Genomic DNA, 23,683 nt, shown 5'->3' with positions numbered 1-23,683 from the left:
GACGGCCACAAACGAACAGCGCGCCGGGTGGGAAACCCGACGCGCTGCTTCTCGCCAGCGAGCTCGTTACACCTTGGGGTACTGCATCGTGTCGAAGTCCGAACCCGGGAAATCGTTGCCTTGATCACCCGATCCGAGCTGCTGCCCGGAGTTGTAGGACATGACCATCGTCTCGTCGTTCTCTTCGAGCGATTCGCGGATGGCGGCCTGCGCGGCATGGGGCAAGGTGTGCATGATCTCGCGCACCCGGTTCTTCCGCCGTTGTACGGCCTGCCGTACCGGCATACCCGGCTGTGCCTTCATCTGCGGGATGATGCCCTCGACCTCTTCGGCGCCGCCGTGATGGTGGCCCGCGTCGACCAGCGCCTGTTCGCGCGCCATCTGGGCTTCGTCCTTCTCCTCGGACATACCGATGGGGCCGATCATGCGACCGTTGAGGAACTGCTTGACCACCGGCTCTTCGCTGGTGAGCAGCACTTCACGGGGCCCGAACATCACCAGCTGCCGACGGAAGAGCATGCCGATGTTGTCGGGCACGGTCCGGGCCAGGTTGATGTTGTGCGTCACGATCAAGATAGTCGCGTCGATCTGGGCGTTGATATCGATCAGCAGCTGGCTGAGATAGGAGGTACGCACCGGATCCAGGCCCGAGTCCGGCTCGTCGACCAGGATGATCTGCGGATCGAGCACCAGCGCGCGCGCCAGACCGGCGCGTTTGCGCATACCGCCGGAGATCTCGCCGGGCAGTTTGCCCTCCGCACCGAGAAGACCGGTCAGTTCCAGCTTCTCCATCACGATTTTGCGGATCTCGGATTCGGGCTTTCTGGTGTGCTCGCGCAGCGGGAAGGCGACGTTGTCGTAGAGATTCATCGAACCGAACAACGCGCCGTCCTGGAACAGCACGCCGAACAGTTTGCGGATCTCGTAGAGCTCCTTGTTCGAACAGGTGGTGATATCGGTATCACCGATGAAAATGGATCCGCGCTCCGGCCGTAACAGGCCGATCAGCGATTTCAGGAATACGGACTTACCGGTACCCGACGGGCCCAGCAGCGCGCTGACCTCACCGGCAGGCAGGGTAAGTGAAACGTCCTGCCAAATCCGCTGTGAACCGAACGACTTGGTTGCACCCTCGGTCCTGACCTCGACGCCCACGCCAACCTCCACATTTCTCAGCGAGCTACCCACTTTGCACCGCTGACCCGGTAGCGGTGCGTCACGTCACAGTGGATCCGGCCACTGTATCGCATAGGACCCCGGTAACACACCCGACCTGACTGAAGAGTAACCACCGCTGGAGGCCCCCACACCGCAGAATCGCGGTTAACCAGCGAACAAAAAAATGGGCGGCTCCCGCTGGAACCGCCCATTTCTGATGCCACAACCCGAGCGAAGCCGGGCCTGGAGGCGACAGCGAAGTGACACCACGCCAGACCCTGGCCCACGCTAGGTGGACACAGGCTCGGAATTACTTGACCGAAACCTTGGCGCCGGCGCCTTCCAGCTTCTCCTTGGCGGCGTCGGCGGCTTCCTTGGCCACCTTCTCCAGGATCGGCTTCGGGGCGCCCTCGACGAGGTCCTTGGCCTCCTTCAGGCCCAGGCCGGAGACGATCTCGCGGACCACCTTGATGACCTGGATCTTCTTATCGCCGGCACCCTCGAGGATGACGTCGAACTCGTCCTGCTCCTCGGCGGCCTCGGCCGGGGCAGCGCCCGGCGCGACAGCGCCCGCGACGGCGACCGGAGCGGCGGCGGTGACCTCGAACTTCTCCTCGAACTTCTTCACGAAGTCCGACAGCTCGAGCAGGGTCATGTTGCCGAAGGTTTCGAGCAGCTCGTCAACGTTGGCCATTGTTGTTTCCTTTCGATAGTGAATGTCTGTGCGGGCGAGCCGGGATCGACCGTTCCGCGGGAAATGCGGATCTCAGCGGAGTCGCCGGCTGATTACTCTGCGACGGCTTCGCCGCCGGTGGCCTGCTTCTTCTCCTGCAGCGCGGCGGCCAGGCGGGCCACCTGCGAAGCGGGAGCGTTGAACAGACCGGCGGCCTTGGCCAGGTTGCCCTTCATGGCACCGGCCAGCTTGGCCAGCAGAACCTCGCGGGACTCCAGATCGGCGATCCGCTCGACCTCGGACACAGACAGCGGCGCGCCGTCCATGTAACCGCCCTTGATGACCAGCGCCTTGTGATCCTTGGCGAAGGTCTTGAGCGCCTTGGCCGCCTCGACGGGCTCACCGGAGATGAACGCGATCGCGGTGGGCCCGACGAACAGGTCGTCCAGGCCCTCCACGCCGGCCTCGGCCGCGGCGCGCTTCACCAGGGTGTTCTTGGCGACGGAGTACGTGGTGTCGGCACCGAGCGCACGGCGCAGTTCGGTGAGGGCACCGACGGACAGGCCACGGTATTCCGTGATAACTGCTGCCGTCGAGCCCTTGAACTGCTCAGTGATCTCCGCGACCGCGGTAACCTTCTCGGGTTTCGCCATACTTCGCCTCCTCTCTGATGTCGGTTCGGGATTGCCCTACCGAATCAGGGGCCGGCGAAAGAACAAGCGCCCCGGACGCAGAGCGTTCCGGGGCGCGAAAGATAATCCGGCACAGAAACGAATCTGTGCTCACTTCCAGCCTCGACTCTCCCTGCGTGGGCCGCCGGCACTCTCGCCGGACCTTCGACCGATTCCATACGAAATCGGCGACCAACGGTCTTCGGTAGAACAGATTGGTGGTGTCGAACTGGTCGACAGCCTGGTTGAGCATAGCCGCACATTGCCCCATCTGGCAAAACGGTTGCGGTACCCGGCTCGACCCGGACGTGCCGGCTCCCTTTCGGCCTAGTGGATAGCGGCGTCCGGCCTGTCGGTGCCGGAGTCCCGCCGGCGCGCAGTCAAGCGGAGCAGCACTTCGGTCGCACCGGCCCGGAATTCCGGCGAGACGACGAGACCGTCTCCCCCGATATCGGTTCGGGACAAGGGCAGGCGAGTGCAGATCGCCTCGTCCACTTCGGCACCGACGTAACCGAGCACGCTCGCCAGCGTCGCTGCTGCTCCGTCACCACGACCGGGCGGGGCGACGGTGAGCCAGGCCGCCGGCTTCGCGTTGAGGTCGCCCGTACCCACAGTCCAGTCCAAGAGGTTCTTCAAGCTGCCCGGTAGCGTCCCCGCGTATTCCGGGGTGCAGAACAGCACCGCATCCGCTGCCGCCAAATGCTCCCGCAGCCGCAGCACCTCGGGTGGGGCGGGTTCGGGTGCCTCAGGTATGAATGCGGGTAATTCGGCCAGTCCGCCGTACCAGCGCGCCTCGATTCCCTCCGGCGCCACGGCCTGCACTGTGCGTAGCGCAGCCGTATTGGTCGACCCGCCGCGAGTACTCCCGGAGATCAGCAAAACCACTGTCACATAGTGCGGCAACCACCGGCCGCACAAAAATAGTCCGGTCCGGCAGCAGAGGTCGCCTCCGGGCCCCGGGATGCACGAAACGGCGGGAGCGTCGGATGACGCTCCCGCCGTTTCGCGGATCCATATTCCGGAAGCGCTTACGCGTCCTCTTCCAGGAGGTTGCGGGTGCGGTTCGGGTCCACCGGGATGCCCGGTCCGGTGTTCGTCGAAACCGTCACCTTCTTGACGTAACGCCCCTTGGCCGTCGACGGCTTGGCACGCAGGATCTCGTCCAGCGCGGCACCGTAGTTCTCCACCAGCTTGTTGTCGTCGAAGGACGCCTTGCCGATGACGAAGTGCAGGTTGGCCTGCTTGTCGACGCGGAAGTTGATCTTGCCACCCTTGATGTCGGCGACCGCCTTGGTCACATCGGTGGTGACCGTACCGGTCTTCGGGTTCGGCATCAGACCACGCGGGCCCAGCACACGCGCGATCCGGCCGACCTTGGCCATCTGATCCGGGGTGGCGATCGCGGCGTCGAAGTCCAGCCAGCCGCCCTGGATCCGCTCGATCAGATCCTCGGCGCCGACGGCGTCGGCACCGGCGGCCTCTGCCTCGGCGGCCTTCTCACCGGCCGCGAACACGATGACGCGGGCGGTTTTACCGGTGCCGTGCGGCAGGTTCACCGTGCCGCGCACCATCTGATCGGCCTTACGGGGGTCCACACCGAGCCGCACGGCGACCTCGACGGTCGCATCGGTCTTGGTGGTGGAGGTCTCCTTGGCCAGCCGCGCGGCGGCCAGCGGGGAGTACAGCTTGCTGCGATCGACCTTCTCGGCCGCGGCGAGATACGCCTTGCTTCGTTTTGCCATGTTCTCTCTGTCCTTATTTGTGGTTCAGCCGTGGTTACCGGGCCTGGCCGGCCCTCCCACCGAATACTGGATCGACAACGATCCCGGCCTCAGTGCCGCTGACGCTCAGCCTCGGCACCTCGCGGAAGACTTCGCTACACCTACGTGGCTACGCTGCGCTACCGCCTCCGGCGCTGACGCTCAGCCTCGGCGCCTGAGGGAAGACTTCGCTACGCCTACGCGGTTACGCTGCGCTACCGCCTCCGGCGCTGACGCTCAGCCTTCGACGGTGATTCCCATCGAGCGGGCGGTACCGGCGATGATCTTGGCCGCCTGATCGATATCGTTGGCGTTCAGATCTTCCTGCTTGGTCTTGGCGATCTCGCGCACCTGGTCCATGGTCACTGTGGCGACCTTGTTGCGATGCGGCTCGGCCGAACCCTTCTGCACACCGGCGGCCTTGAGCAGCAGCTTGGCGGCAGGCGGGGTCTTCAGCTTGAAGTCGAAGGACCGATCCTCGTACACCGAGATCTCGACCGGCACCACATTGCCGCGCTGCGATTCGGTCGCGGCGTTGTAGGCCTTGCAGAACTCCATGATGTTGACGCCGTGCTGACCGAGCGCCGGGCCTACCGGCGGGGCCGGATTCGCCTGGCCGGCCTGGATCTGAAGCTTGATGATCCCGGCGAGCTTCTTCTTCTTGGGGGGCATCTTTCTTTCCTAGTTGTGTGGTGTTCCTTGCGCTCTGCAAGGTCCGGCCCGGGGCACAACCGCCCCGGGAGGCACAGGCGCCGCCGCTAGATCTTGGCGACCTTGGTGAATTCCAGCTCGACCGGCGTCTCACGACCGAAGATCGAGACCAGCACCTTGAGCTTCTGCTGTTCGGCATTGACCTCGGAAATGGTGGCGGGCAGCGTCGCGAACGGGCCGTCCATCACCGTGACCGATTCGCCGACCTCGAAATCGACCTCGATGGCCGGTTTGGCCGTGGTCTCGCCGGCGGTTTCGGGAGTGGCCGCGGCAGCAGCGGGCGCGGGCGCCTTCTTCTGCTGGGAGGCCGGGACCAGGAATTTCACCACTTCGTTGATGGTCAGCGGCGACGGGCGCGAAGTCGCACCGACGAATCCGGTGACACCGGGGGTGTTACGCACCGCGCCCCAGGACTCGTCGTTCAGATCCATCCGGACCAGGATGTAGCCCGGCAGCACCTTACGGTTGACGCTCTTGCGCTGGCCGTTCTTGATCTCGGTGACCTCTTCGGTAGGCACCTCGACCTGGAAGATGTAGTCCTCGAGGTCCAGGTTCTGCACACGGGTCTCGAGATTGGTCTTCACCTTGTTCTCGTAGCCGGCATAGGAGTGGATGACATACCAGTCGCCGGGCGCACGCCGCAGTACGGCTTTCATCTGTTCGACCGGATCCGGCTCGGCCTCGTCGGCGGGGGCAGGTGCGGCCTCGTCGGCGGCCCCGGGCGCGGCGTCGGACGCCGGCTCCTCGACGTGTACAGCGGCCTGCTCGGCCGTCTGATCGTCGACCGGGAACTCGTCGGTGGTGTCGTTCTCCGGGGTGCTCACTGGGCACTCGCTTCCTGTGTCGTCACGTGCATCCTCTGCGTGCCGGGTTCGGGCGCGGCGGTCTGGTCTGGCATCCGGCCCGCGGGCGCGGATCGGGGCACCGGCGCCGATATCGCCTGGCTAGCCGAACAACCAGTCGACACCCTTGATGAACGCCAGATCCAACCCGCTGATGAACGCGACCATGAAGACCACGAACACCAGAACAACGGTCGTATAGGTGATCATCTGCTTCCGGTTGGGCCAGATAACCTTCCGCAGTTCCGCGATCACCTCACGCAGGAACTTGAACAAACGCTTGAACGGATTTCGCGACCGGTCCCGATCGGCTCGGCCGGACTTCTTCTCGTCCTTACGCACGGGCCGATCGATGGTGGCGATCGAACCGGTATCGGACGCGCCCGAGGTGGCGGACCGACCCCGCCGAGCGGAGCGCTTTCCGCTCGGCCGCTGCGCGGCGGCGGTGTCATCCCGCTCGTCGGTCACGTCGATCCTCTCTCATCGCCGGGCATCGAGGGCAGGGGCGACAGGACTTGAACCTGCAACCTGCGGTTTTGGAGACCGCTGCTCTGCCATTTGAGCTACGCCCCTTCGGCCGAACACGACACTTGCGTGCCATCCGGCCACACTGCGGTATTCAATTATCGGCGCTGGTGTCACACAACACGCGCGCCGCTCCGGCAGATGCCGGCCCCGTCGACGGGACCGGTTCGACCGGTACGCCCCGAGCCTACTCAGCCGGTGCGGCCGATACTCGAGAACCCCGCCTGGAACCAGCCTTGCAGAGCAGCGCGCATCGGCTGGTGACCCCAGAAACCCGAGTGTACGGCACGGCCACCAGCAGAAGCCAATCCGGGGCGCTCGACCAGGTCAGGACAACTGGACGGTTGCTGTGGCCCGGCCGAAAATCTTGCGGCCACCGGATTTGGCAACGATGGCGATCACCGCGGTGCGGGTTTCCGGATCAACGGATTTGATCTTGCCGCTGAATTCGACCTCGGCCGGTTCGGTCGCACTCACGAAGACCGGGCTGGTGAACCGGACGTTGTACTCCTTCACCGCGCCGGGATCACCCAGCCAGGATGTGACGAATCCGCCACCCAGGCCCATGGAGAGCATGCCGTGACCGACACAGGTCTCCAGATCCACCAGCTTCACGACCTCGTCGCTCCAGTGGATGGGGTTGGCATCGCCGGAGACACCGGCGTAGTTCACGAGATCACCGCGCGTCAGCCGCACCGTCCGGACGGGCAGTTCCTCGCCGACGGAGACATCGTCGAACGAGCGCGCGAACCGGGTGGGCACGGCGCTCTGCGCCGCCGGCGCCGGTGGCGCGGGATGCGAACGTGGCGTGTGATCGGGCATGGACGCTTCCATGCCGTGCATCAGGACCTTGCGTACGGCCTCGTTGAGGTTGGGGTCGATATCCCCGCCGCTGCGCCCGACCAGGGTGGTGTAGGTGGTGAGCACCACCTCGTCGTGCTGATCGGTGACGATGTTCTTGGTGACGATGATGTCGCCGCCGAAGGCCTGACGGAAAGAATGCAGGTAGACATCGCAGGTCAACCGGTCGCCCACCAGGATCGGGCGGTGGAATTCCAGGATCTGATCGGTTTGCATGATCTGGCTCAGGTCGTAACCGGTGACGACTGTCTCGAAGAGTTTGCGCTGAGCCAGGATGCCGACCAGGGAGATGAAGGTCAGCGGCGCGACCAGACCGTCGTAGCCGTACTCCAGCGCGATATCTTCGTCCCAGTGCACCGGGTGGCTGTCCTGTACAGCGCGGGCGTACTCACGGACCTTCTCGCGGCCGACCTCGTAGTAGTCGTCGACGCGGTAGTGGTGACCGACCATAGCGGCCGCATGGGCGGCGGGATCGAACTCCGCTTCCATCGCGGTCACTTCGTCTGTTCCGGTGTTCGTTGTCACGGGAGGACTGTACCTATCCGACCCCGCAGCACGGAGTCTGCGTCGATTTAGCATGCGCGGGGGCCCTGCGTGGTGACGCATCGCTACCGCCTCCGGGCCTGACCCGCCCATGCCGGTCGGCGACTGGACGTGAGTCCAGTAGGTGATAGCCGGGCCAAGTCGAGAGGGAGACCGTACAGCCGCCCGGCCGATATCGCGGCCCATTGCCGACCGCGAACGGGCGGCGAAACCGCCGATGAGAGAACTTCAACGGTAGCTGACCGAATATGCGCGTCGTGGCGCGGCGGATACATCCTTGCGATCCGCGCGCACGGCATAGCCGTCGGTGTCACCCGGTCTGCCCCGGCAGATGGTGCGTCGCCGCCGAAGCGGCGACGCCACGTGCTTGGAGGGTCAGCGGGATTCGCGATGCGCGCGATGCGTACCGCAGTTCGGGCAGAACTTCTTCAGCTCCAGCCGATCCGGGTCGTTACGCCGGTTCTTCTTGGTGATGTAGTTGCGATGCTTGCACTGCTCGCAGGCCAAGGTGATCTTTGGCCGGACATCGGTGGACTTCGCGGCCACGATATGCCTTCTTTCCGGTCAACCAGAGGGTCAATCAGTATGGGTAGCGATGGCCGGACTCGAACCGGCGACACAACGATTATGAGTCGTTTGCTCTACCGCCTGAGCTACACCGCCTTATGCGCCATCTGCGACGGCGACGTCGCGGCTTGGAGTGCCGAGTCGGACACCACCGGCAATCCGGCGAGCCCCCTAACGGAATCGAACCGTTGACCTTTTCCTTACCATGGAAACGCTCTGCCGACTGAGCTAAGGGGGCGCGACTTCTCCGCAGCGGAACCGGATGATCTCCTGCCCGTTGCCTCGAAGACTTGAACGAGAGTACACACTCTCCACCGGCAGCACCAAACCGGGTGGTCAGAGGGCATTTTTCGAATGTCTCGAACGATACGCGACGCCCTGGAGACGACAGAACCCCCACCGGATTTCACCGGCGGGGGTTCGTGGTGGCAGGTGTAGGATTCGAACCTACGTAGGCTTTCACCGACAGATTTACAGTCTGCTCCCATTGGCCGCTCGGGCAACCTGCCTGGAACCGCACTCGGCGATCTCGCGATCACTTTTCGAGTGCGCTGAGCAGGATACAACGAACCCGCACCCGGAATGCAAACCGGCTGGCCAGATCACCCGTTCAACCGAAATCCAGCCGTCCGCCCGGCCGGGCCGAGGCAGTACCGGGGTGCGATACCGAGGGCGGACGAACGGGTGCCGTTCGCGGTGACGACGTGCCGCCGCCTCCGGGCCCGACCGCTCATGCGGTGCCATTTCGAGAAGCAGGTAGCTTGCGTAAGGACTCAGGGTGATCCAACAGTGAACAGGAGCGCAGTGTGGCCGATTCATCATTCGATATCGTCAGCAAGGTCGAACGGCAGGAGGTCGACAACGCGCTGCACCAGGCCGAGAAGGAACTGAACACGCGCTACGACTTCCGGGGAACGGGTGCCGGCATCGAATGGTCGGGCGAGGACAAAGTGGTACTCACCGCCGAATCCGAGGAGCGGGTCAAAGCCGCACTCGAGGTTTTCAAGGAGAAGCTGATCCGCCGGGATATCTCCCTCAAAGCCTTCGATGCCGGCGAGCCGGTCGCCTCGGGCAAAACCTATAAGATCACCGGCTCGCTGGTACAGGGCATCGATACCGAACATGCGAAGAAGATTTCCAAGAAAATCCGCGACGAGGGCCCCAAGGGCGTCAAGGCGCAGATCCAGGGTGACGAACTACGCGTGACCAGCAAGAAGCGCGATGATTTGCAGGCCGTGATCTCGCTGCTCAAAGGGGAAGATTTCGGAATCGCGCTGCAGTTCGTGAACTACCGCTAGAACCGCTCAGCGCCGCCCGGCCATCTGTTCCAGCCGCGCGATCCGATCGGACATCGGTGGATGCGTGGAGAACATCCGGGCCATCCGGTCACCGGCCCGGAACGGGTTGGCGATCATCAGATGCGATTGAGCGGTGAGCCGGGGTTCGGGCGGCAGCGGCGCCGCCTGCACCCCGCGCTCCAATTTCCTCAGCGCCGAGGCCAGCGCCAGCGGATCACCGGTCAACTCTGCCCCCGATTCGTCGGCCTGGTATTCGCGGGAACGCGAAACCGCCAGCTTGATCAGACCCGCCGCAATGGGCCCCAGCAGCGATACCAGCAGCACCCCGATGAGATTCGGACCGGAACCGCCCCGATTACCGCCGAACGCGGCAGCGAAATACGCGAAATTCGCCAGACCGGAAATCACCGCCGCCATCGCCCCGGCGACCGACGAGATCAGAATGTCCCGGTTGTAGACGTGCGACAGTTCGTGACCGAGCACCGCCCGCAATTCCCGCTCGTCCAGAATCTGCAGGATACCGCTGGTGCAGCACACCGCCGCATGCCGCGGATTACGCCCGGTCGCGAACGCATTCGGCGCATTCGTGGGACTTATGTACAGCCGGGGCACCGGTTGCCGTGCGGTGGTCGCGAGTTCACGCACGATGCGATAGATCACCGGCGCCTCGATCTCGCTCACCGGCTGCGCCCGCATCGCTTTCAGCGCGAGCTTATCGCTGTTGAAATACGCATAACCGTTCATCGCCACAGCGAGCACTACCGCGATCACCAGAATAGTGGTGTTCCGGAACGCCGCGCCCGCCAGCACGATGAGCGCGGAAAGACCGACCATGAGCCCGAACGTTTTGAACCCATTCGCAAACCCGTGCCCGTGCATAGCACTCCTGTATAGGTGACGCGCTCAGACGCGCGAATTTCGGCCAGAACCGCTACACGGCGTCAACGACCGAGCCGCTCCCGGAGTTCCTGCCTCCTCGGCCTGCCACCCGGCCGAGGCGGTGCTGCCGGAAGGATCCCGAGCAGGTCCTCGTGCACGTGCACGCCGAGGCCCCTCGTGCACCGGCACGCCGAGAACACAGCGCCTTCGTGGCCGCGCGCGGCTCACCGGCCGGAGTATGAACCGGCGACTGCACCGCCGGACGCGCAGCGGTCAACCGACCCGTTCGATCGTGTACTGGACCAGTTTGACCAGGGCATCGTTCGCGGGGCCCGCGGGCAGTGCTTTCAATTCCGCGTGCGCGATATCGCTGTACTCCCGCAGCTTCTCCTTGGCCTGCGTCATCCCCGGGGAACGACCGAGCAATTCGAGGGCTTCGGCGACCTCGGAGTCCGTTTCGAGGGGGTGGTCCAGCAGGGTGCGCAGGCGGTCGCCGTCGGGGCCGTTGTCCCGGAGGGCATACAGGACCGGGAGCGTGTGCACGCCTTCCCGCAGGTCGGTGCCGGGGGTTTTGCCCGACTGCGCGGATACCGACGAGATATCGATGATGTCGTCGGAGATCTGGAAAGCGGTGCCCACCGCGTCGCCGAGCCGGGCGAGCCGTTCCACATGGTCGAGATCGGCACCGGAGAACGTACCGCCGAAACGGCCGGAGGCGGCGATCAGCGAACCCGTCTTCTCCCAGACCACCTTCAGGTAGTGCGCGACCGGATCGGCGGCCTCGCGGGCCCCCATGGTTTCCCGCATCTGGCCGGTGACCAGTTCGGCGAAGGTTTCCGCGATGATGCGGACCGCGTCGGGCCCGAGGGTGGAGGTGAGCCGGGAAGCATGGGCGAACAGGTAGTCGCCGGCCAGGATCGCCACGCTGTTGCCCCAGCGGGAGTTCACGCTCGGCGCGCCGCGCCGCATGGTGGCCTCATCCATCACGTCGTCGTGGTACAGCGTGGCCAGATGCACCAGTTCGACGACGGTTCCGGCGGTGATCAGCTCCGGATCATCGGGACGGGGGCCGAGCTGGCCGGTCAGAATGGTGAACAGCGGGCGGAACCGCTTACCTCCGGCCCTGGCCAGATGCAGCGCGGCCTCCTGCAGGAAAGACGCGCCGGCCGACAATTCCTCGACCAGTAACTCCTCCACCCGGTCGAGTCCTTCGCGCACTGTCGCGGCGAGGGCGGCGTCTCCGAGGTCCACCCCCGCCACCACCGTGCCGGCTTCGCTCACAGCAGATGTGCTCATACCTTCTCCCAAGGACGCGTCCGACCCCACGGTGATGAACCTAGCGTGTCCATGCCGCAGCGCCCATGAACACCGTCACTCATGCTGGCACCGTACCGCCATCGACAGCGCAGACCGCGGCCTGTAACTATTGTCCGCATGGGTGCACCCGAAGCCACACCAGCCGATAGCGACCGGGGGCCGCTGCCCGCACACGTGCAGGTGCTGGTGGTGGGTGCCGGTCCGGCGGGTTCCGCGGCGGCGGCCTGGGCCGCCCGGGCGGGTCGCGATGTACTACTGCTCGATTCCGCGGAGTTCCCGCGCGACAAGACCTGCGGGGACGGGCTGACCCCGCGGGCCACCGCCGAACTCGAACATCTGGGTCTCGGTGAATGGGTCCGCGCACATACCGTCAACCACGGTCTGCGGATGACCGGATTCGGACGCGAGGCTCTACTGCCGTGGCCGGCCGGTTCCTTCCCGACCTATGGCAGCGCGATTCCGCGTACCGAACTGGACGACAAACTGCGTGATACCGCCGTGAAATCCGGTGCCCGGATGTTCGACGGCACCAAGGTCGTCGACGTGGTGCGCGACGGCGACCGGGTCACGGGGGTCGTGGTGCGCTCCGGTGAGCGGACGGCGGAGATCCGCTGTGCGACCTTGGTCGTGGCCGATGGTGTCCGATCCCCGGTCGGTAAACAACTCGGCCGCACCTGGCACCGCAAATACGCGTACGGGGTGGCCGCGCGCGCCTATATCGCCTCCGGGCGCAGTGCCGACCAGTGGATCACCTCGCATCTGGAACTGCGTAACGCCGAGGAAGAGCTGGTACCCGGCTACGGCTGGGTTTTCCCGCTCGCCAACGGCGAGGTGAATATCGGGGTCGGTTCCTTGGCGACCGAGCGGCGGCCCTCGCATATCGCGTTGAAACCACTGCTGGAGCACTACACCGCGCTGCGCCGCGACGAATGGGAGCTGACCGGCTCCCTGCGGGCGGTGTCCTCGGCCCTGCTGCCGATGGGTGGGGCGGTGTCGAATATCGCGGGCCGCAACTGGGCGCTGGTGGGTGATGCCGCCGGTTGTGTGAACCCGTTGAACGGCGAAGGTATCGACTACGGGCTGGAAGGCGGGCATATGCTCGCCGGGCTACTGGACGAGCCCGACCTCACCCGGCTGTGGCCGGATGTGCTGCGCCGTAAGTACGGGCGCACGTACTCGGTGGCGCGCCGGATCGCCGGACTGGCGACCCACCCGCGGATGGTGCCGATGGGCGGACCGCCGGTGATGCGTTCGAAAGTTCTGCAGCGCACCGCGGTCCGGGTGATGGGCAATCTGGTCACCGACGAGGATCTGGATCTGACGGCGCGGGCGTGGCGGACCGCCGGACGCGCGTCGATGCGTTTCGACGAACTCGTACCGTTCGGGTAGACGATGGCGTCGCGGCCGGTTCCCGAGGATCTGCTCCCACATCTGCGGCGGGCGCGTGACTTCATCGACCGCGAGTACGCACGGCCGCTGGACCTGGACGGGATGGCCGCGGCCGCGGGCGTCTCGAAGTTCCACTTCCTGCGTTGTTTCGCCGCGACCTACGGTCGCACGCCCGCGCTGTATCTGGCCGAACGGCGGATCGAACGAGCGCAGGATCTCTTGCGCGCCACCAATACGACGGTAACCGAGGTATGCCTGCTCGTCGGATACACCAGCCTGGGCTCGTTCTCGCGCAAGTTCACCGATCTGGTGGGGGTTTCACCGTCGGAGTACCAGGCGAAATTCGCCGACGGCGCGCCGCGGATCGCCGGCTGTTATGTGTTCATGCACGGGCTGTCCGACCGTCGGCCGGACACCGCAATTTCGGAGAAGCCACAGCCTTCACGACCTGCCTAGGCTCATCTCATGACCCCGATCATCACCAATATTTCGCTGGTCACGGTGTACGTGACCGATCAGACCGAGGCGAAGAACTGGTACATCGACACCCTCGGCTTCGTGGAGACCGCCGATGTGCAGATGGGCGACAACGGTTTCCGCTGGGTGACCGTGGCCCAACCGGACCATCCGGAACTCGAGGTGACCCTGATGGTGCCCGGCCCGCCGCTGGACGACAACCTCGCCGAGGCGATCCGGCGGTCGCTGGCCAACGGCACCCACGGTTCACTGGGGCTCACGACGAAGGACTGCCAGCAGGCGTACAAGGAGTTGACGGCCAAAGGCGTGGATTTCGTGCAGCCGCCGTCGGAGCGGCCCTACGGTGTGGAGGCCGTTTTCCGGGACAACTCCGGGAACTGGCTCGTCATGGTCGAGCCCAAAGAGTTCGACCCGTCCGCCGCGATGGAGGCGCCCGGCGAAGGGCGCTGAGGTGCGGACGCCGGTCCGGGAGCGAGGGCGTCGGCGATTCCGGAAATCCGGACGCGAGCCTGCTCGCCGAGGCCCGGTGATCTCGGCGCACCGCCGCACACAGGGTTTCGGTTCCTGCTTGCCGCCCGCGATGTTCACGGGCGGCAGGCAGGGGTGGGTGGCGGGGATCAGGCGTTAGCGCGCTCGGCGAACCATTTCAGGACGAATTTGCGTTCGCTTTCCACCACTCGCCGCTGCAACTGTTCGGCCAGGGGTTCGATGGCGCCGCCGACCAGGGGGACCTTGACCTTCACCGAACCGGAGACCTCCAGTTCGGAGCCGTCGCCCGCGGGCCGGAGCCGGTAGGTTCCGGTCATCTCCGAGGAGATGGCCGACGAGGTGCCCTCGAAGGTGCCCTCGGCGGTATCACCGGTGAGCGGCTGCCAGTTGTCCACGCGAGTCACGACCAGATCGCTTTTGAGGACCTTGCGAACGATGCCGGGGATCTTCTCCGGGCGGATCTTCTCGCTCATCGCGAGCCGGATGGTGCCCGGTCCGCCCGGATGGGTCAGATCGAGAGTGGCTGTCTCCGCACCGGCGAAGCGGTCGCGCCACAGTTCTTCCCCGGTGAGCGCGGCGTGGAGTTCGGCGACCGGGATCGGATAGGTCAGTGTGAAGCCGAATTTGCGGGCCATGAGCGCCCACAGTAGCCGAACCTGCCGCACTCACCTTCCGCTCATTTCCGCCCGGCGCTCAGCCGGCGGCACCGCGCCTTCGAGCGCCCGGCAACACGGGGCGACCCGCACCCCGAGGTCCCGCCGGCCATCGAGGTGACTCGGCAACCCTGTGACGCCGCCCTCGTGCGCGACGACACCGTACGCGCCTATCGGCAACTCGACGCCCGGGCCGACCGGCGCCGGCGCCACCCGGACCCGGACACCACGCGCGGGGACGCCCGTTAGGCTGTTGCGGTGCCGTGGCCCCGGTGCTGCTGCGGCGAGCGGGGCCCATGGCTTTCGTCGCGATCTGGATATCCGCCGGCACCGGTCACGGACCACCGGCAGGGATCGAATCCGAAAGGAGGTAGCGTGCCCGACCAGGCTGATGTGGCCGAGCCGCCCGATCCCGTGCACGAGCTGGGCGAACCGGCCGAGCCGGAACTCGCTGAATCCGCCCCGGCGGGGAGTTCGCCCGCAGAATCCGTGTCGGCGGAGAATGTGCCGGCAGAATCCCTGCCGGCGGATAGAGTGCCCGCGCAGTCCGTGCCGCCCGATTCTCCGGCGCGGGCCGAGCGGCTGCGGCGGATCCGCCTCGGCGTGCTGATCGCCGCCGTTTCGGTGAGCGTGCTGGTGGTGCTGTTGGTCCTCGCGGCCTGGCGCAACGACTACCTGATCGAATCCGACAAGGGCGAAACAACGGGTGAGGTGCTGTCGGCCGGCCGTTTGCGTTCGGCGGTGATGTACGTCACGCCGGACGGCGTGACCCACAACCCCAAGGTCGGCGTGCTGTACCCGACCAACCTGACCGCGGGTGAACGGATCAATGTCGAATACAACCGCGCCGACCCGGATCTGGTACGCGTGGCCGGCCGCGATGTGCGGGTCGCGATACCACCGGCGCTGTCGGTCCTCGCCACTGTCTGGGCACTGACGCTGCCCACCTTGTGGCTGCTGTTGCGTGCGGAAACCGGTTCGATGAGTGTTCGCCGGATCTTCGACCCGGTGTCATATCGGCGACGCGTCCCGGGGGCCCGCGACCCCGCAGACTGACCCGTGTGCGCGTAGCCATCGTTGCCGAGTCCTTCCTCCCGAATATGAACGGCGTCGTGAACTCGGTCCTGCGGGTGCTGGAGCATCTGGACCGGCACGGACACGAGGCACTCGTCATCGCGCCGGATACGCTGCGCGGACGTCCTCCCGCGCCGCGGCGGCACGGCCGGTTTCCGGTGCACCGGGTACCCGCGGTGATGGTGCCGAAGATCAGTTCGCTGCCCGTGGGACTGCCGCAACCGGGAATGGTGCGGGTACTGGACGATTTCGATGCCGATGTGGTGCATCTGGCGTCCCCGTTCCTGCTGGGCGCCGGCGGTCTGGCCGCCGCGCTGCGGCTGGACCTGCCCGCGATCGCGGTGTACCAGACCGATGTGGCGGGCTTCGCCAAGAGTTACGGGCTCGGTCTGGCCGAACGCGCGGCGTGGGGGTGGACCAGGCGGATCCACGAGGGCGCGACCCGCACCCTGGCGCCGTCGAGCGCCGCGGCAGAGAGTCTGGCCCGGCACGGTATTCCGCGCGTGCACCGGTGGGCGCGCGGAGTCGACGCGGCGCGGTTCGACCCGGCCGCCCGCAACCCGCGATTGCGCGACGAGTGGCTCGGCGGACAAGGTCGGCTCGTAGTGGGCTTCGTCGGCCGGTTGGCGCCGGAAAAACATGTGGAGCGGCTCGCGGTGCTGGCCGGTGATCCGAGCATTCGATTGGTGATCGTCGGCGACGGACCGGAACGGCCGAAGCTGGCTGCACTGCTGCCGGACGCGGTCTTCACCGGCGAACTCGGCGGCGACGAACTCGCGCAGGCCTACGCCAGTCTGGACGTGATGGTGCATCCCGGCGAACACGAAACCTTCTGCCAGGGCGTCCAGGAGGCCCTGGCCTGTGGGGTACCGGTGATCGGCCCCGACGCCGGCGGCCCTCGCGATCTCATCGCCGGCTGCCGCAACGGCTACCTGTTGCCGGTCGCGGAGTTCACCGAACTGCTGCCGGGCGCCGTGGCGGCACTGCGCGATCCGCAGCTACGCGCCCGGTTCGGTGCGGCCGCCCGGAAATCGGTGCTGCACCGCACCTGGCCGGCCCTGTGCACCGAGCTCATGGGCCACTACACCGAGGTGACCGGCATCGAGTACCAGCTGTCGCGTTCGGCCTGATCGGTGCGCGCACGCCACAGGTGCGGCCCCGGTGGTGCGGGCAGAACTCCACGACGGCAACGCAACCGGCCCAGATCGTGGGCGCCAGACCGGTGACGGACTCCCCATTGCCGGCGGATTCTTCGGTGTCCGGGTGCCGCCGGGCCCGCCCCGTCCCCCGGCCCGTGACCGACCGGCCCACGGCACGACCGAACAACCCACCGCGACCGACATGCACAACTGTGGCCGACGGGCCCGCCTCTCGAGCTACCGGCGCCCACCAGATGTGGCCCTGTCGGCTCGTGGATACGACGGGGGCGCCGAGTAGGGTCGGGCTGTGGCGAAAACGCAATCGGTTCGGGCCTCGTTGGACAAGCAACCGCACGAGGTCGCTTCGATGTTCGACGGGGTGGCGCGACGATACGACCTGACAAATACCGTCATCTCGGCCGGGCAGGACCGATATTGGCGGTGGATGACCCGGCGGGCCATCGCCCCGCGGCCCGGCGAGCGGATACTCGATCTGGCGGCCGGGACCGGTGTCTCCACCGTGGAACTGGGCAAATCGGGAGCCTGGTGCGTGGCCACCGACTTCTCCCAGGGCATGCTCGCCGCGGGACGGTTCCGCAAGGTACCGATGGTCGCCGGTGATGCCATGGCGCTACCGTTCGCCGACAATTCCTTCGACGCGGTGACGATCTCGTTCGGCCTGCGCAATGTCGCCGATATCGATCTCGCGATGCGGGAGATGCTCCGCGTCACCAAACCGGGGGGCCGGCTGGTGATCTGTGAGTTCTCCACCCCGGTGATCCCGGTGTTCAAGACGGTCTACATGGAATACCTGATGAAGGCACTGCCGCGGGTCGCGCGGGCGGTCAGCAGTAATCCGGACGCCTATGTCTACCTGGCCGAATCCATCCGCGCCTGGCCGAATCAGCGGCAACTGGGCCGCCGGGTCGCGGAGGCGGGCTGGGCCGGGGCGAAATGGCGCAACCTCACGGGCGGGGTGGTCGCGCTGCACCGGGGATACAAACTCGGTAGCTGACGCACCGGTTCATTTTCCTCACAGCTGTGATTTTCGCCGGTGAAGTGGAATGTGATGCGGCGATAACATCGGGCAAACCGGGGGAAACCGCCCGCGGGCACCATCGGGGACATGTCCGAGGGATACGACACGAGTCAGTCCGGCCCGGATACGGCCGGGCGATCCGGCCACGCCGGGGCCTCGGTTGCGCCCGCGGGATACGGCCCACGCGAATCGGGCTCGGAGGCGGCGGCGCCGCGCGATCACGCCGGAGCCTCGGCTACGGCCGGTGGATACAGCAACCCGCGGCCGGGCAAGACCAGAACGGCGTGCTCGTACCGCGGAGTGGGCTGTGGAATCGAGGTCACCACCACGCCGGGCACCACCGGATCTCCGGTGATCGCGCAGGTCAGCGGCGACAAACTACATCCGGCGAATACCGGGCGGCTGTGTACGAAGGGCGCCACCCACCTCGAACTGATGCAGGCGCCGGGCCGGATGGCCACCGCGTATCGCCGTCCCGGGCGCGGGGCCGAGCCGGAGCCGGTCGGGGTGGACGAGGCCGTGACCGAGGCCGCGGCGCGGTTACGGGCGATCCTGGACGAGCACGGGCCCGACGCGATCGCCCTGTACGTTTCCGGGCAGATGTCGCTGGAGGCGCAGTATCTGGCCACCAAGCTCGCCAAAGGGTTTCTGCGGACCGCGCACATGGAGGCCAACTCCCGGCTGTGCATGGCCAGCGCCGGAACCGGCTATAAGCAGTCGCTGGGCGCGGACGGGCCGCCCGGTTCCTACGATGATTTCGACCGCACCGACCTGTTCTTCGTCATCGGGGCGAATATGGCCGATTGCCACCCCATCCTCTTTCTGCGCATGGCCGAACGGCTGAAGTCCGGCGCAAAACTGATCGTGGTGGATCCGCGGCGAACCGATACCGCCGCCCGCGCGGATCTGTTCCTGCAGATCCGGCCCGGAACCGATCTCGCACTGCTCAACGGGCTGCTGCAACTGCTGGTCGAGGCCGGTGATATCGACGAGCAGTTCATCGCCGAGCACACCGAGGGCTGGGCCGCGATGCCGGATTTCCTCGCCGCCTACACCCCGGACCGGGTCGCCGCGATCACGGGCCTGGCCGCGGCGGATATCCGCACCGCGGCCCGGTGGATCGGCGCGGCGGGCGAATGGATGAGCCTGTGGACGATGGGCCTGAATCAATCCACCCACGGCACCTGGAACACCAACGCATTGTGCAATCTGCATCTGGCCACCGGCGCCATCTGCCGGCCGGGTAGCGGGCCTTTCTCGCTGACCGGCCAGCCGAATGCCATGGGCGGCCGGGAAATGGGGTATATGGGTCCGGGGCTGCCCGGACAGCGCAGCGTGTTGTCCCCCACCGACCGGACCTTCGTGGAAACTGCCTGGGACCTGCCGCCGGGAACCATCCGCGCCGAGGCCGGGCCGGGCACCGTGGAAATGTTCCGCCGGCTCGCGGCCGGCACGATCAAAGCAGCCTGGATCATCTGCACCAACCCGGTTGCCACGGTGGCGAATCGCAAAACAGTGATCGCGGGGCTGGAAGCCGCCGAATTGGTGATCACCCAGGACGCCTACACCGACACCGCCACCAATACCTATGCCGACCTGCTGTTACCCGCCACGCTGTGGGCCGAGTCGGATGCCGCCGTGGTCAATTCCGAACGCACCGTGACATTGCAGCGGCAGTCGGTCGAACCGGCCGGTGCGGCACGGCCGGACTGGCAGCTCATCGCTCAGGTGGCGACGGCCATGGGCTTTCCCGGGTTCGAGTACGCGTGCGCGGCCGAGGTCTTCGACGAAATCCGCCGCTTCGCCAATCCGGACACCGGCTACGACCTGCGCGGTATGAGCCACGAGCGGCTGCGCGAGGGTCCGATGCAATGGCCGTGCCCGGACCCGGCGCAGCGCCGCAACCCCATCCGCTACCTCAACGAAGGGAGCGGCCGGGAACCCTTCGTCGACGCCAGCGGGCACCGCCCCCGCCTGGCGTTTGCCACCCCCACGCGCCGTGCCGTCTTCTGGCCGCGCCCGCATATGCCGCCGGCGGAGATGCCGGATGACGACTACCCGTTCCTGCTCAATACCGGTCGCCTGCAACACCAGTGGCATTCGATGACCAAAACCGGCCGGATCGGCAAGCTCAGCAAACTGAATCCGGAGCCGTTCGCCGAGGTCCATCCCGACGATGCCCGTGAACTGGGGCTCGCCCCGGGAGAACTGGTGGAGATCACCTCCCGGCGGGGTCGCGCCGTACTACCCGTGCGGATCAGCGACCGGGTCCTGCCCGGGGGATGTTTCGCCCCGTTCCACTGGAACGACGAACACGGCGAGTACCTGACCGTCAACGCGGTCACCAACGATGCGGTGGACGTCGATTCGCTGCAACCGGAGTTCAAGGCGTGCGCCGTCGCGCTGCGCCGGGTCGCACCGGTGGTTCCCGCCGGATCTCCGGTGACGGCGGGGAGCCGGCAAGAGCGTGCGGCAAGCCCCGGAATCCACCCGCTCGCGGCGATTCTCGGCCTGGACACGGCGGCCTCGCCCGCCCTCGGCGAAGCCGAGCGGATCTACCTCGGTGGATATCTGGCGGCACTACAGTCCCTGCCGGTGTCGGGGCAGCCCGTCCTTCCGGAAACCGCGCCGTTGTCGGAGCAGAGCCGGCTGTGGGTGGACGGGCTGCTCGCCGGTATGTACTCGCGAGCCGGCCGCCCGGATTCGATGGAAATGCCGGGCAGCACAACGGATCCGGCCGTAACGGTGCTGTGGGCATCACAGACCGGAAACGCCGAGGAGTTCGCGGCCACCGCGGCCCAGCGGCTCACCGAATCCGGGTACCGGCCGCAGCTGATCGATATGGATTCCTGCGATCTCGCCGCGCTGGCAGGCGATGTCCTGGTGATCAGCAGTACGTTCGGCGACGGCGGCCCGCCGGACAACGGCGCCGATTTCTGGACCCGGCTCGCGGACAGCGCGATCCGGCTCACCGGCACCCGTTTCGCGGTGTTCGCCATGGGTGATTCCTCCTACGAGGATTTCTGCGGCCACGGCCGGCGGCTCGATACGGCGTTCGCCGAGCGCGGCGCGACCCGGCTGCTACCGCGCGTGGACTGCGAACCCGATTTCGCCGAACCCGGTTCGTCCTGGTTGGACGAGGTGATCACGGCACTCGGCGGATACGGCGGTGAGCGGGCCGCAGACACCGCCGGTGCGGGCGCGAGTCCCGGCGACAAGCCCCGGCGGGATGCGGCCGAGCGTTCCCGAGCCGGCGATCAGGCCAGGCCCGCCGGCAGCCCAGTTGCCGGCACGATCGGCGGCGCGCTCCACCGTCGGTCGTCGGCCGCTACGCAGGGCGGTGCCGCGGCGGCCGTTCCGGACCGCAGCGCGCCTTTGCGGCGTCCTGCGCCTGCACCCTTCACTCGTGCATCACCCGTGCCGGCGCGGCTGGCCCGCAACGAGTTGCTGACGACCTCCGGCGCCGGCAAGGAGGTGCGGCGGATCGCGTTCGATCTCAGCGGGTCGGACGCGCGTTACGAGGTGGGCGATGCGCTCGGGGTGTGGCCGGTGAACTGCCCGTCGCTGGTCGCCGAATTCCTCGATGCGACCGGTCTGGACGCCCGGCGTCCGGTCACCGCGGGTGGTGCTGAGATGCCGTTGGAACAGGCCCTGTGCACGCACTACGACATCGCCGCGGTCTCCCGGGATCTGCTGGAGTTCGTGGCCGGCCGCAATCCCAGCGACCGGCTGGCCAAGCTGCTGCGCCGCGACAACCGCAACGAGCTGGCCGGCTATCTGTGGGACCGCCAACTGGTGGACGTGCTGCGCGATTTCCCGTTCCGGGCCGACCTCGTGGAGTGGCTCGACATTCTGAAAAAGCTGCAACCGCGGCAGTATTCGATCTCCTCCAGCCCGCTGGTCAGTCCCCGGCAGGTGGAACTGACCGTCGGGATCGTCCGGTACGGCGATCCGCGGGTCACGGGCTCGGCGGCGCGGCGCGGCGGCGTGTGCTCGACGTTCCTGGCCGATCGCGCCGCCGCGGCCGTGCCGATCTTCCTGCAGCGTGCCCCGCATTTCCGGCCTCCGCTGGATCCGAGCGTGCCGATGATCATGGTGGGCCCGGGCACCGGTATCGCGCCGTTCCGGGGTTTCCTGCACGAACGCCGCGCCCTCGGCGCCACGGGGAAGAACTGGCTGTTCTTCGGCGACCAGCACGCGACGCAGAATTTCTACTACCGCACCGAACTCGAGGATATGTTTCGCTCCGGCCACCTCTCGCGACTCGATCTGGCCTTCTCCCGCGACCAGCGGGAAAGGATCTACGTCCAGCACCGGATGATCGAACACGGCGCGGAGCTGTGGTCGTGGTTGCGCGACGGCGCCCATTTCTATGTGTGCGGTGACGCCGCGCGGATGGCCGGGGATGTCGACGAGGCCCTGCTGCGCATCGCCCGCATCCACGGAAATCTGGACGAGGACGGCGCTCTGGCCTTCAGGAAACAGCTGATGACCGAGAAGCGCTACGTCCGCGACGTCTACTGAACCGCTGCCACCGGTACGGCGGGCGGGTTCAGCCGGGTGAAATCGGCCAGGCGATAATACGGGTAGTAGGGGTAGGGCGGGGTGAGGGCGCTGGCGGCGTCCAGCCGCGCGATCTGATCGGCGGTGAGTTTCCAGCCGACCGCGCCGAGATTCTGCCGTAACTGCTCCTCGTTACGCGCACCGACGATCACGGTGCCGACGGTCGGGCGGGTGAGCAGCCAGTTCAGCGCTATTTGCGGGACGGTCCGGCCGGTTTCGGCGGCGATCTCGTCCAAGGCGTCGACGACGTTGTAGAGATGTTCCTGGTCCACCGGCGGCCCGGCTTCCGCGGTGCGGTGCAGCCGACTGCCCTCCGGCAGCGGCCGGCCACGGCGGATCTTGCCGGTCAGCCGGCCCCAGCCGAGCGGGCTCCAGACCACCGCGCCCACCCCTTCGGCGACGCCCAGCGGCATGAGCTCCCACTCGTAGTCCCGTCCCGCCAGCGAGTAGTACACCTGGTGGGCGATGTAGCGGGTGAGACCGTGGCGGTCCGCGGCGGCCAGCGATTTCATCAGTTGCCAACCAGCGAAATTGGAGGCGCCCAGATAGCGGATCTTGCCCGCGTGGACCAGGTCGTCGAGGGCGTGCAAAACCTCCTCGACCGGGGTGCGGGCGTCGAATGCGTGCAACTGGAACAGGTCGATATGGTCGGTTCCGAGCCGGCGCAGCGAGGTTTCTACAGCGCCGATCAACCGGCTGCGGCCCGATCCCGCGTCGAGGGGGCCGGGTCCGGTGGGCAGGCTCGCCTTGGTGGAAAGCAGCAGGCGATCGCGCCGGCCGTGGATGGCGGCGCCGAGCACTTCCTCGGAAGCGCCGTCGGAGTACACATCGGCGGTATCGAACATCGTGACCCCGGCGTCCAGGCTGATATCCACCAGGCGGCGGGCCTGTTCGACGTCGGTATCCCCCCAGGCTCCGAACAGCTCTCCGCGACCACCGAAGGTGCCGGCGCCGAAGCTCAGTGCGGGGACGGTCAGGCCGGAGGCTCCCAGGCGGCGGTATTCCATTTCGACTCCTAAAGGGTCTACAGTTTCATTAACAATCCTGAAGGTACA

The 23,683-nt window shown here is 66.7% G+C and carries 22 protein-coding genes and 4 tRNA genes; 8 read left to right on the top strand and 18 right to left on the bottom strand.

The window, feature by feature from the left end:
• Positions 1–66: 66 nt before the first annotated feature.
• From IU448_RS27355 to IU448_RS27290, 14 genes are all read right to left on the bottom strand, one after another.
• A complete protein-coding gene (locus IU448_RS27355; RefSeq protein WP_195058571.1) occupies positions 67–1,155 on the bottom strand; it encodes an ABC transporter ATP-binding protein in 1,089 nt (362 codons plus the stop codon).
• A 313-nt stretch (positions 1,156–1,468) separates the two neighbouring features.
• Positions 1,469–1,852, bottom strand: coding sequence for a 50S ribosomal protein L7/L12 (rplL, locus tag IU448_RS27350; RefSeq protein ID WP_195058570.1), 384 nt, complete (start codon positions 1,850–1,852; stop codon positions 1,469–1,471).
• 92 nt (positions 1,853–1,944) lie between these two features.
• Positions 1,945–2,484, bottom strand: a complete 540-nt coding sequence (rplJ, locus tag IU448_RS27345) for a 50S ribosomal protein L10 (protein WP_195058569.1) — start codon at positions 2,482–2,484, stop codon at positions 1,945–1,947.
• Between the two features lie 345 nt (positions 2,485–2,829).
• The gene (locus tag IU448_RS27340) at positions 2,830–3,387 is read right to left on the bottom strand and encodes an NADPH-dependent FMN reductase (protein WP_324188732.1); all 558 of its coding nucleotides are present in this window, start codon (positions 3,385–3,387) and stop codon (positions 2,830–2,832) included.
• A gap of 143 nt (positions 3,388–3,530) precedes the next feature.
• A complete protein-coding gene (gene rplA / locus IU448_RS27335) occupies positions 3,531–4,244 on the bottom strand; it encodes a 50S ribosomal protein L1 (RefSeq protein WP_195058567.1) in 714 nt (237 codons plus the stop codon).
• Between the two features lie 255 nt (positions 4,245–4,499).
• Positions 4,500–4,934: a 50S ribosomal protein L11 gene (rplK, locus tag IU448_RS27330; protein ID WP_195058566.1), complete on the bottom strand. Its 435-nt coding sequence runs from the start codon at positions 4,932–4,934 to the stop codon at positions 4,500–4,502.
• An 86-nt stretch (positions 4,935–5,020) separates the two neighbouring features.
• Positions 5,021–5,797 (bottom strand): transcription termination/antitermination protein NusG, encoded by a 777-nt coding sequence (gene nusG / locus IU448_RS27325; protein WP_195058565.1) that lies wholly within the window; start codon positions 5,795–5,797, stop codon positions 5,021–5,023.
• A gap of 120 nt (positions 5,798–5,917) precedes the next feature.
• Positions 5,918–6,289 (bottom strand): preprotein translocase subunit SecE, encoded by a 372-nt coding sequence (secE, locus tag IU448_RS27320; RefSeq protein WP_195058666.1) that lies wholly within the window; start codon positions 6,287–6,289, stop codon positions 5,918–5,920.
• Positions 6,290–6,315: 26 nt separating this feature from the next.
• Positions 6,316–6,388, bottom strand: a tRNA-Trp gene (locus IU448_RS27315).
• Positions 6,389–6,667: 279 nt separating this feature from the next.
• Positions 6,668–7,690 carry a fused (3R)-hydroxyacyl-ACP dehydratase subunits HadA/HadB gene (locus tag IU448_RS27310; protein WP_195058665.1) on the bottom strand — a complete coding sequence of 341 codons (1,023 nt, stop codon included), beginning with the start codon at positions 7,688–7,690 and terminating at the stop codon, positions 6,668–6,670.
• 429 nt (positions 7,691–8,119) lie between these two features.
• Positions 8,120–8,290 (bottom strand): 50S ribosomal protein L33, encoded by a 171-nt coding sequence (gene rpmG, locus IU448_RS27305; protein WP_011211653.1) that lies wholly within the window; start codon positions 8,288–8,290, stop codon positions 8,120–8,122.
• 44 nt (positions 8,291–8,334) lie between these two features.
• Positions 8,335–8,407 (bottom strand) — tRNA-Met (locus IU448_RS27300).
• A 69-nt stretch (positions 8,408–8,476) separates the two neighbouring features.
• A tRNA-Thr gene (locus tag IU448_RS27295) sits at positions 8,477–8,549 on the bottom strand.
• Positions 8,550–8,734: 185 nt separating this feature from the next.
• Positions 8,735–8,820, bottom strand: a tRNA-Tyr gene (locus IU448_RS27290).
• A 297-nt stretch (positions 8,821–9,117) separates the two neighbouring features.
• Here IU448_RS27290 and IU448_RS27285 point away from each other — a divergent pair.
• Complete coding sequence (locus IU448_RS27285; RefSeq protein ID WP_195058564.1) at positions 9,118–9,609, top strand: YajQ family cyclic di-GMP-binding protein; 492 nt, start codon at positions 9,118–9,120, stop codon at positions 9,607–9,609.
• A 6-nt stretch (positions 9,610–9,615) separates the two neighbouring features.
• On the opposite strand, the gene htpX is transcribed toward IU448_RS27285, so the two are convergent.
• Positions 9,616–10,488 carry a zinc metalloprotease HtpX gene (gene htpX, locus IU448_RS27280; RefSeq protein WP_195058563.1) on the bottom strand — a complete coding sequence of 291 codons (873 nt, stop codon included), beginning with the start codon at positions 10,486–10,488 and terminating at the stop codon, positions 9,616–9,618.
• Positions 10,489–10,761: 273 nt separating this feature from the next.
• The gene (locus IU448_RS27275; protein WP_195058562.1) at positions 10,762–11,784 is read right to left on the bottom strand and encodes a polyprenyl synthetase family protein; all 1,023 of its coding nucleotides are present in this window, start codon (positions 11,782–11,784) and stop codon (positions 10,762–10,764) included.
• Between the two features lie 138 nt (positions 11,785–11,922).
• Here IU448_RS27275 and IU448_RS27270 point away from each other — a divergent pair, with 138 nt between their 5' ends.
• Genes IU448_RS27270 through IU448_RS27260 form a run of 3 tightly spaced genes read left to right on the top strand, consistent with a single transcriptional unit; the run spans position 11,923 to position 14,121 of the window.
• Entirely contained in the window at positions 11,923–13,194 is a 1,272-nt protein-coding gene (locus IU448_RS27270; protein ID WP_195058561.1) for a geranylgeranyl reductase family protein, read from the top strand.
• A gap of 3 nt (positions 13,195–13,197) precedes the next feature.
• Positions 13,198–13,650 (top strand): helix-turn-helix transcriptional regulator, encoded by a 453-nt coding sequence (locus IU448_RS27265; RefSeq protein WP_195058560.1) that lies wholly within the window; start codon positions 13,198–13,200, stop codon positions 13,648–13,650.
• A gap of 18 nt (positions 13,651–13,668) precedes the next feature.
• Positions 13,669–14,121, top strand: coding sequence for a VOC family protein (locus IU448_RS27260; RefSeq protein WP_195058664.1), 453 nt, complete (start codon positions 13,669–13,671; stop codon positions 14,119–14,121).
• Between the two features lie 167 nt (positions 14,122–14,288).
• On the opposite strand, the gene IU448_RS27255 is transcribed toward IU448_RS27260, so the two are convergent.
• Positions 14,289–14,795: a DUF2505 domain-containing protein gene (locus IU448_RS27255; RefSeq protein ID WP_195058559.1), complete on the bottom strand. Its 507-nt coding sequence runs from the start codon at positions 14,793–14,795 to the stop codon at positions 14,289–14,291.
• Between the two features lie 567 nt (positions 14,796–15,362).
• Here IU448_RS27255 and IU448_RS27250 point away from each other — a divergent pair.
• The 4 genes from IU448_RS27250 to IU448_RS27235 all read left to right on the top strand — a co-directional run bounded on the left by IU448_RS27250 (position 15,363) and on the right by IU448_RS27235 (position 22,589).
• Positions 15,363–15,869 (top strand): DUF3592 domain-containing protein, encoded by a 507-nt coding sequence (locus IU448_RS27250; protein WP_280457105.1) that lies wholly within the window; start codon positions 15,363–15,365, stop codon positions 15,867–15,869.
• Between the two features lie 5 nt (positions 15,870–15,874).
• Positions 15,875–17,017 carry a glycosyltransferase family 1 protein gene (locus IU448_RS27245; protein WP_324188731.1) on the top strand — a complete coding sequence of 381 codons (1,143 nt, stop codon included), beginning with the start codon at positions 15,875–15,877 and terminating at the stop codon, positions 17,015–17,017.
• Between the two features lie 316 nt (positions 17,018–17,333).
• Entirely contained in the window at positions 17,334–18,041 is a 708-nt protein-coding gene (locus IU448_RS27240) for a demethylmenaquinone methyltransferase (protein WP_195058558.1), read from the top strand.
• A 111-nt stretch (positions 18,042–18,152) separates the two neighbouring features.
• Positions 18,153–22,589, top strand: coding sequence for a bifunctional nitrate reductase/sulfite reductase flavoprotein subunit alpha (locus IU448_RS27235; RefSeq protein ID WP_195058557.1), 4,437 nt, complete (start codon positions 18,153–18,155; stop codon positions 22,587–22,589).
• On the opposite strand, the gene IU448_RS27230 is transcribed toward IU448_RS27235, so the two are convergent.
• Positions 22,583–23,635: an aldo/keto reductase gene (locus IU448_RS27230; RefSeq protein ID WP_195058556.1), complete on the bottom strand. Its 1,053-nt coding sequence runs from the start codon at positions 23,633–23,635 to the stop codon at positions 22,583–22,585. The two genes, IU448_RS27235 and IU448_RS27230, sit on opposite strands and share 7 nt — an antisense overlap.
• Between the last annotated feature and the right edge of the window lie 48 nt (positions 23,636–23,683).

Source organism: Nocardia flavorosea, assembly GCF_015477805.1.
GTDB lineage: Bacteria > Actinomycetota > Actinomycetes > Mycobacteriales > Mycobacteriaceae > Nocardia > Nocardia flavorosea_A.
The sequence above is the reverse complement of the archived record's forward strand: the minus strand, read 5'-3'. Positions and strand labels throughout refer to the sequence as shown.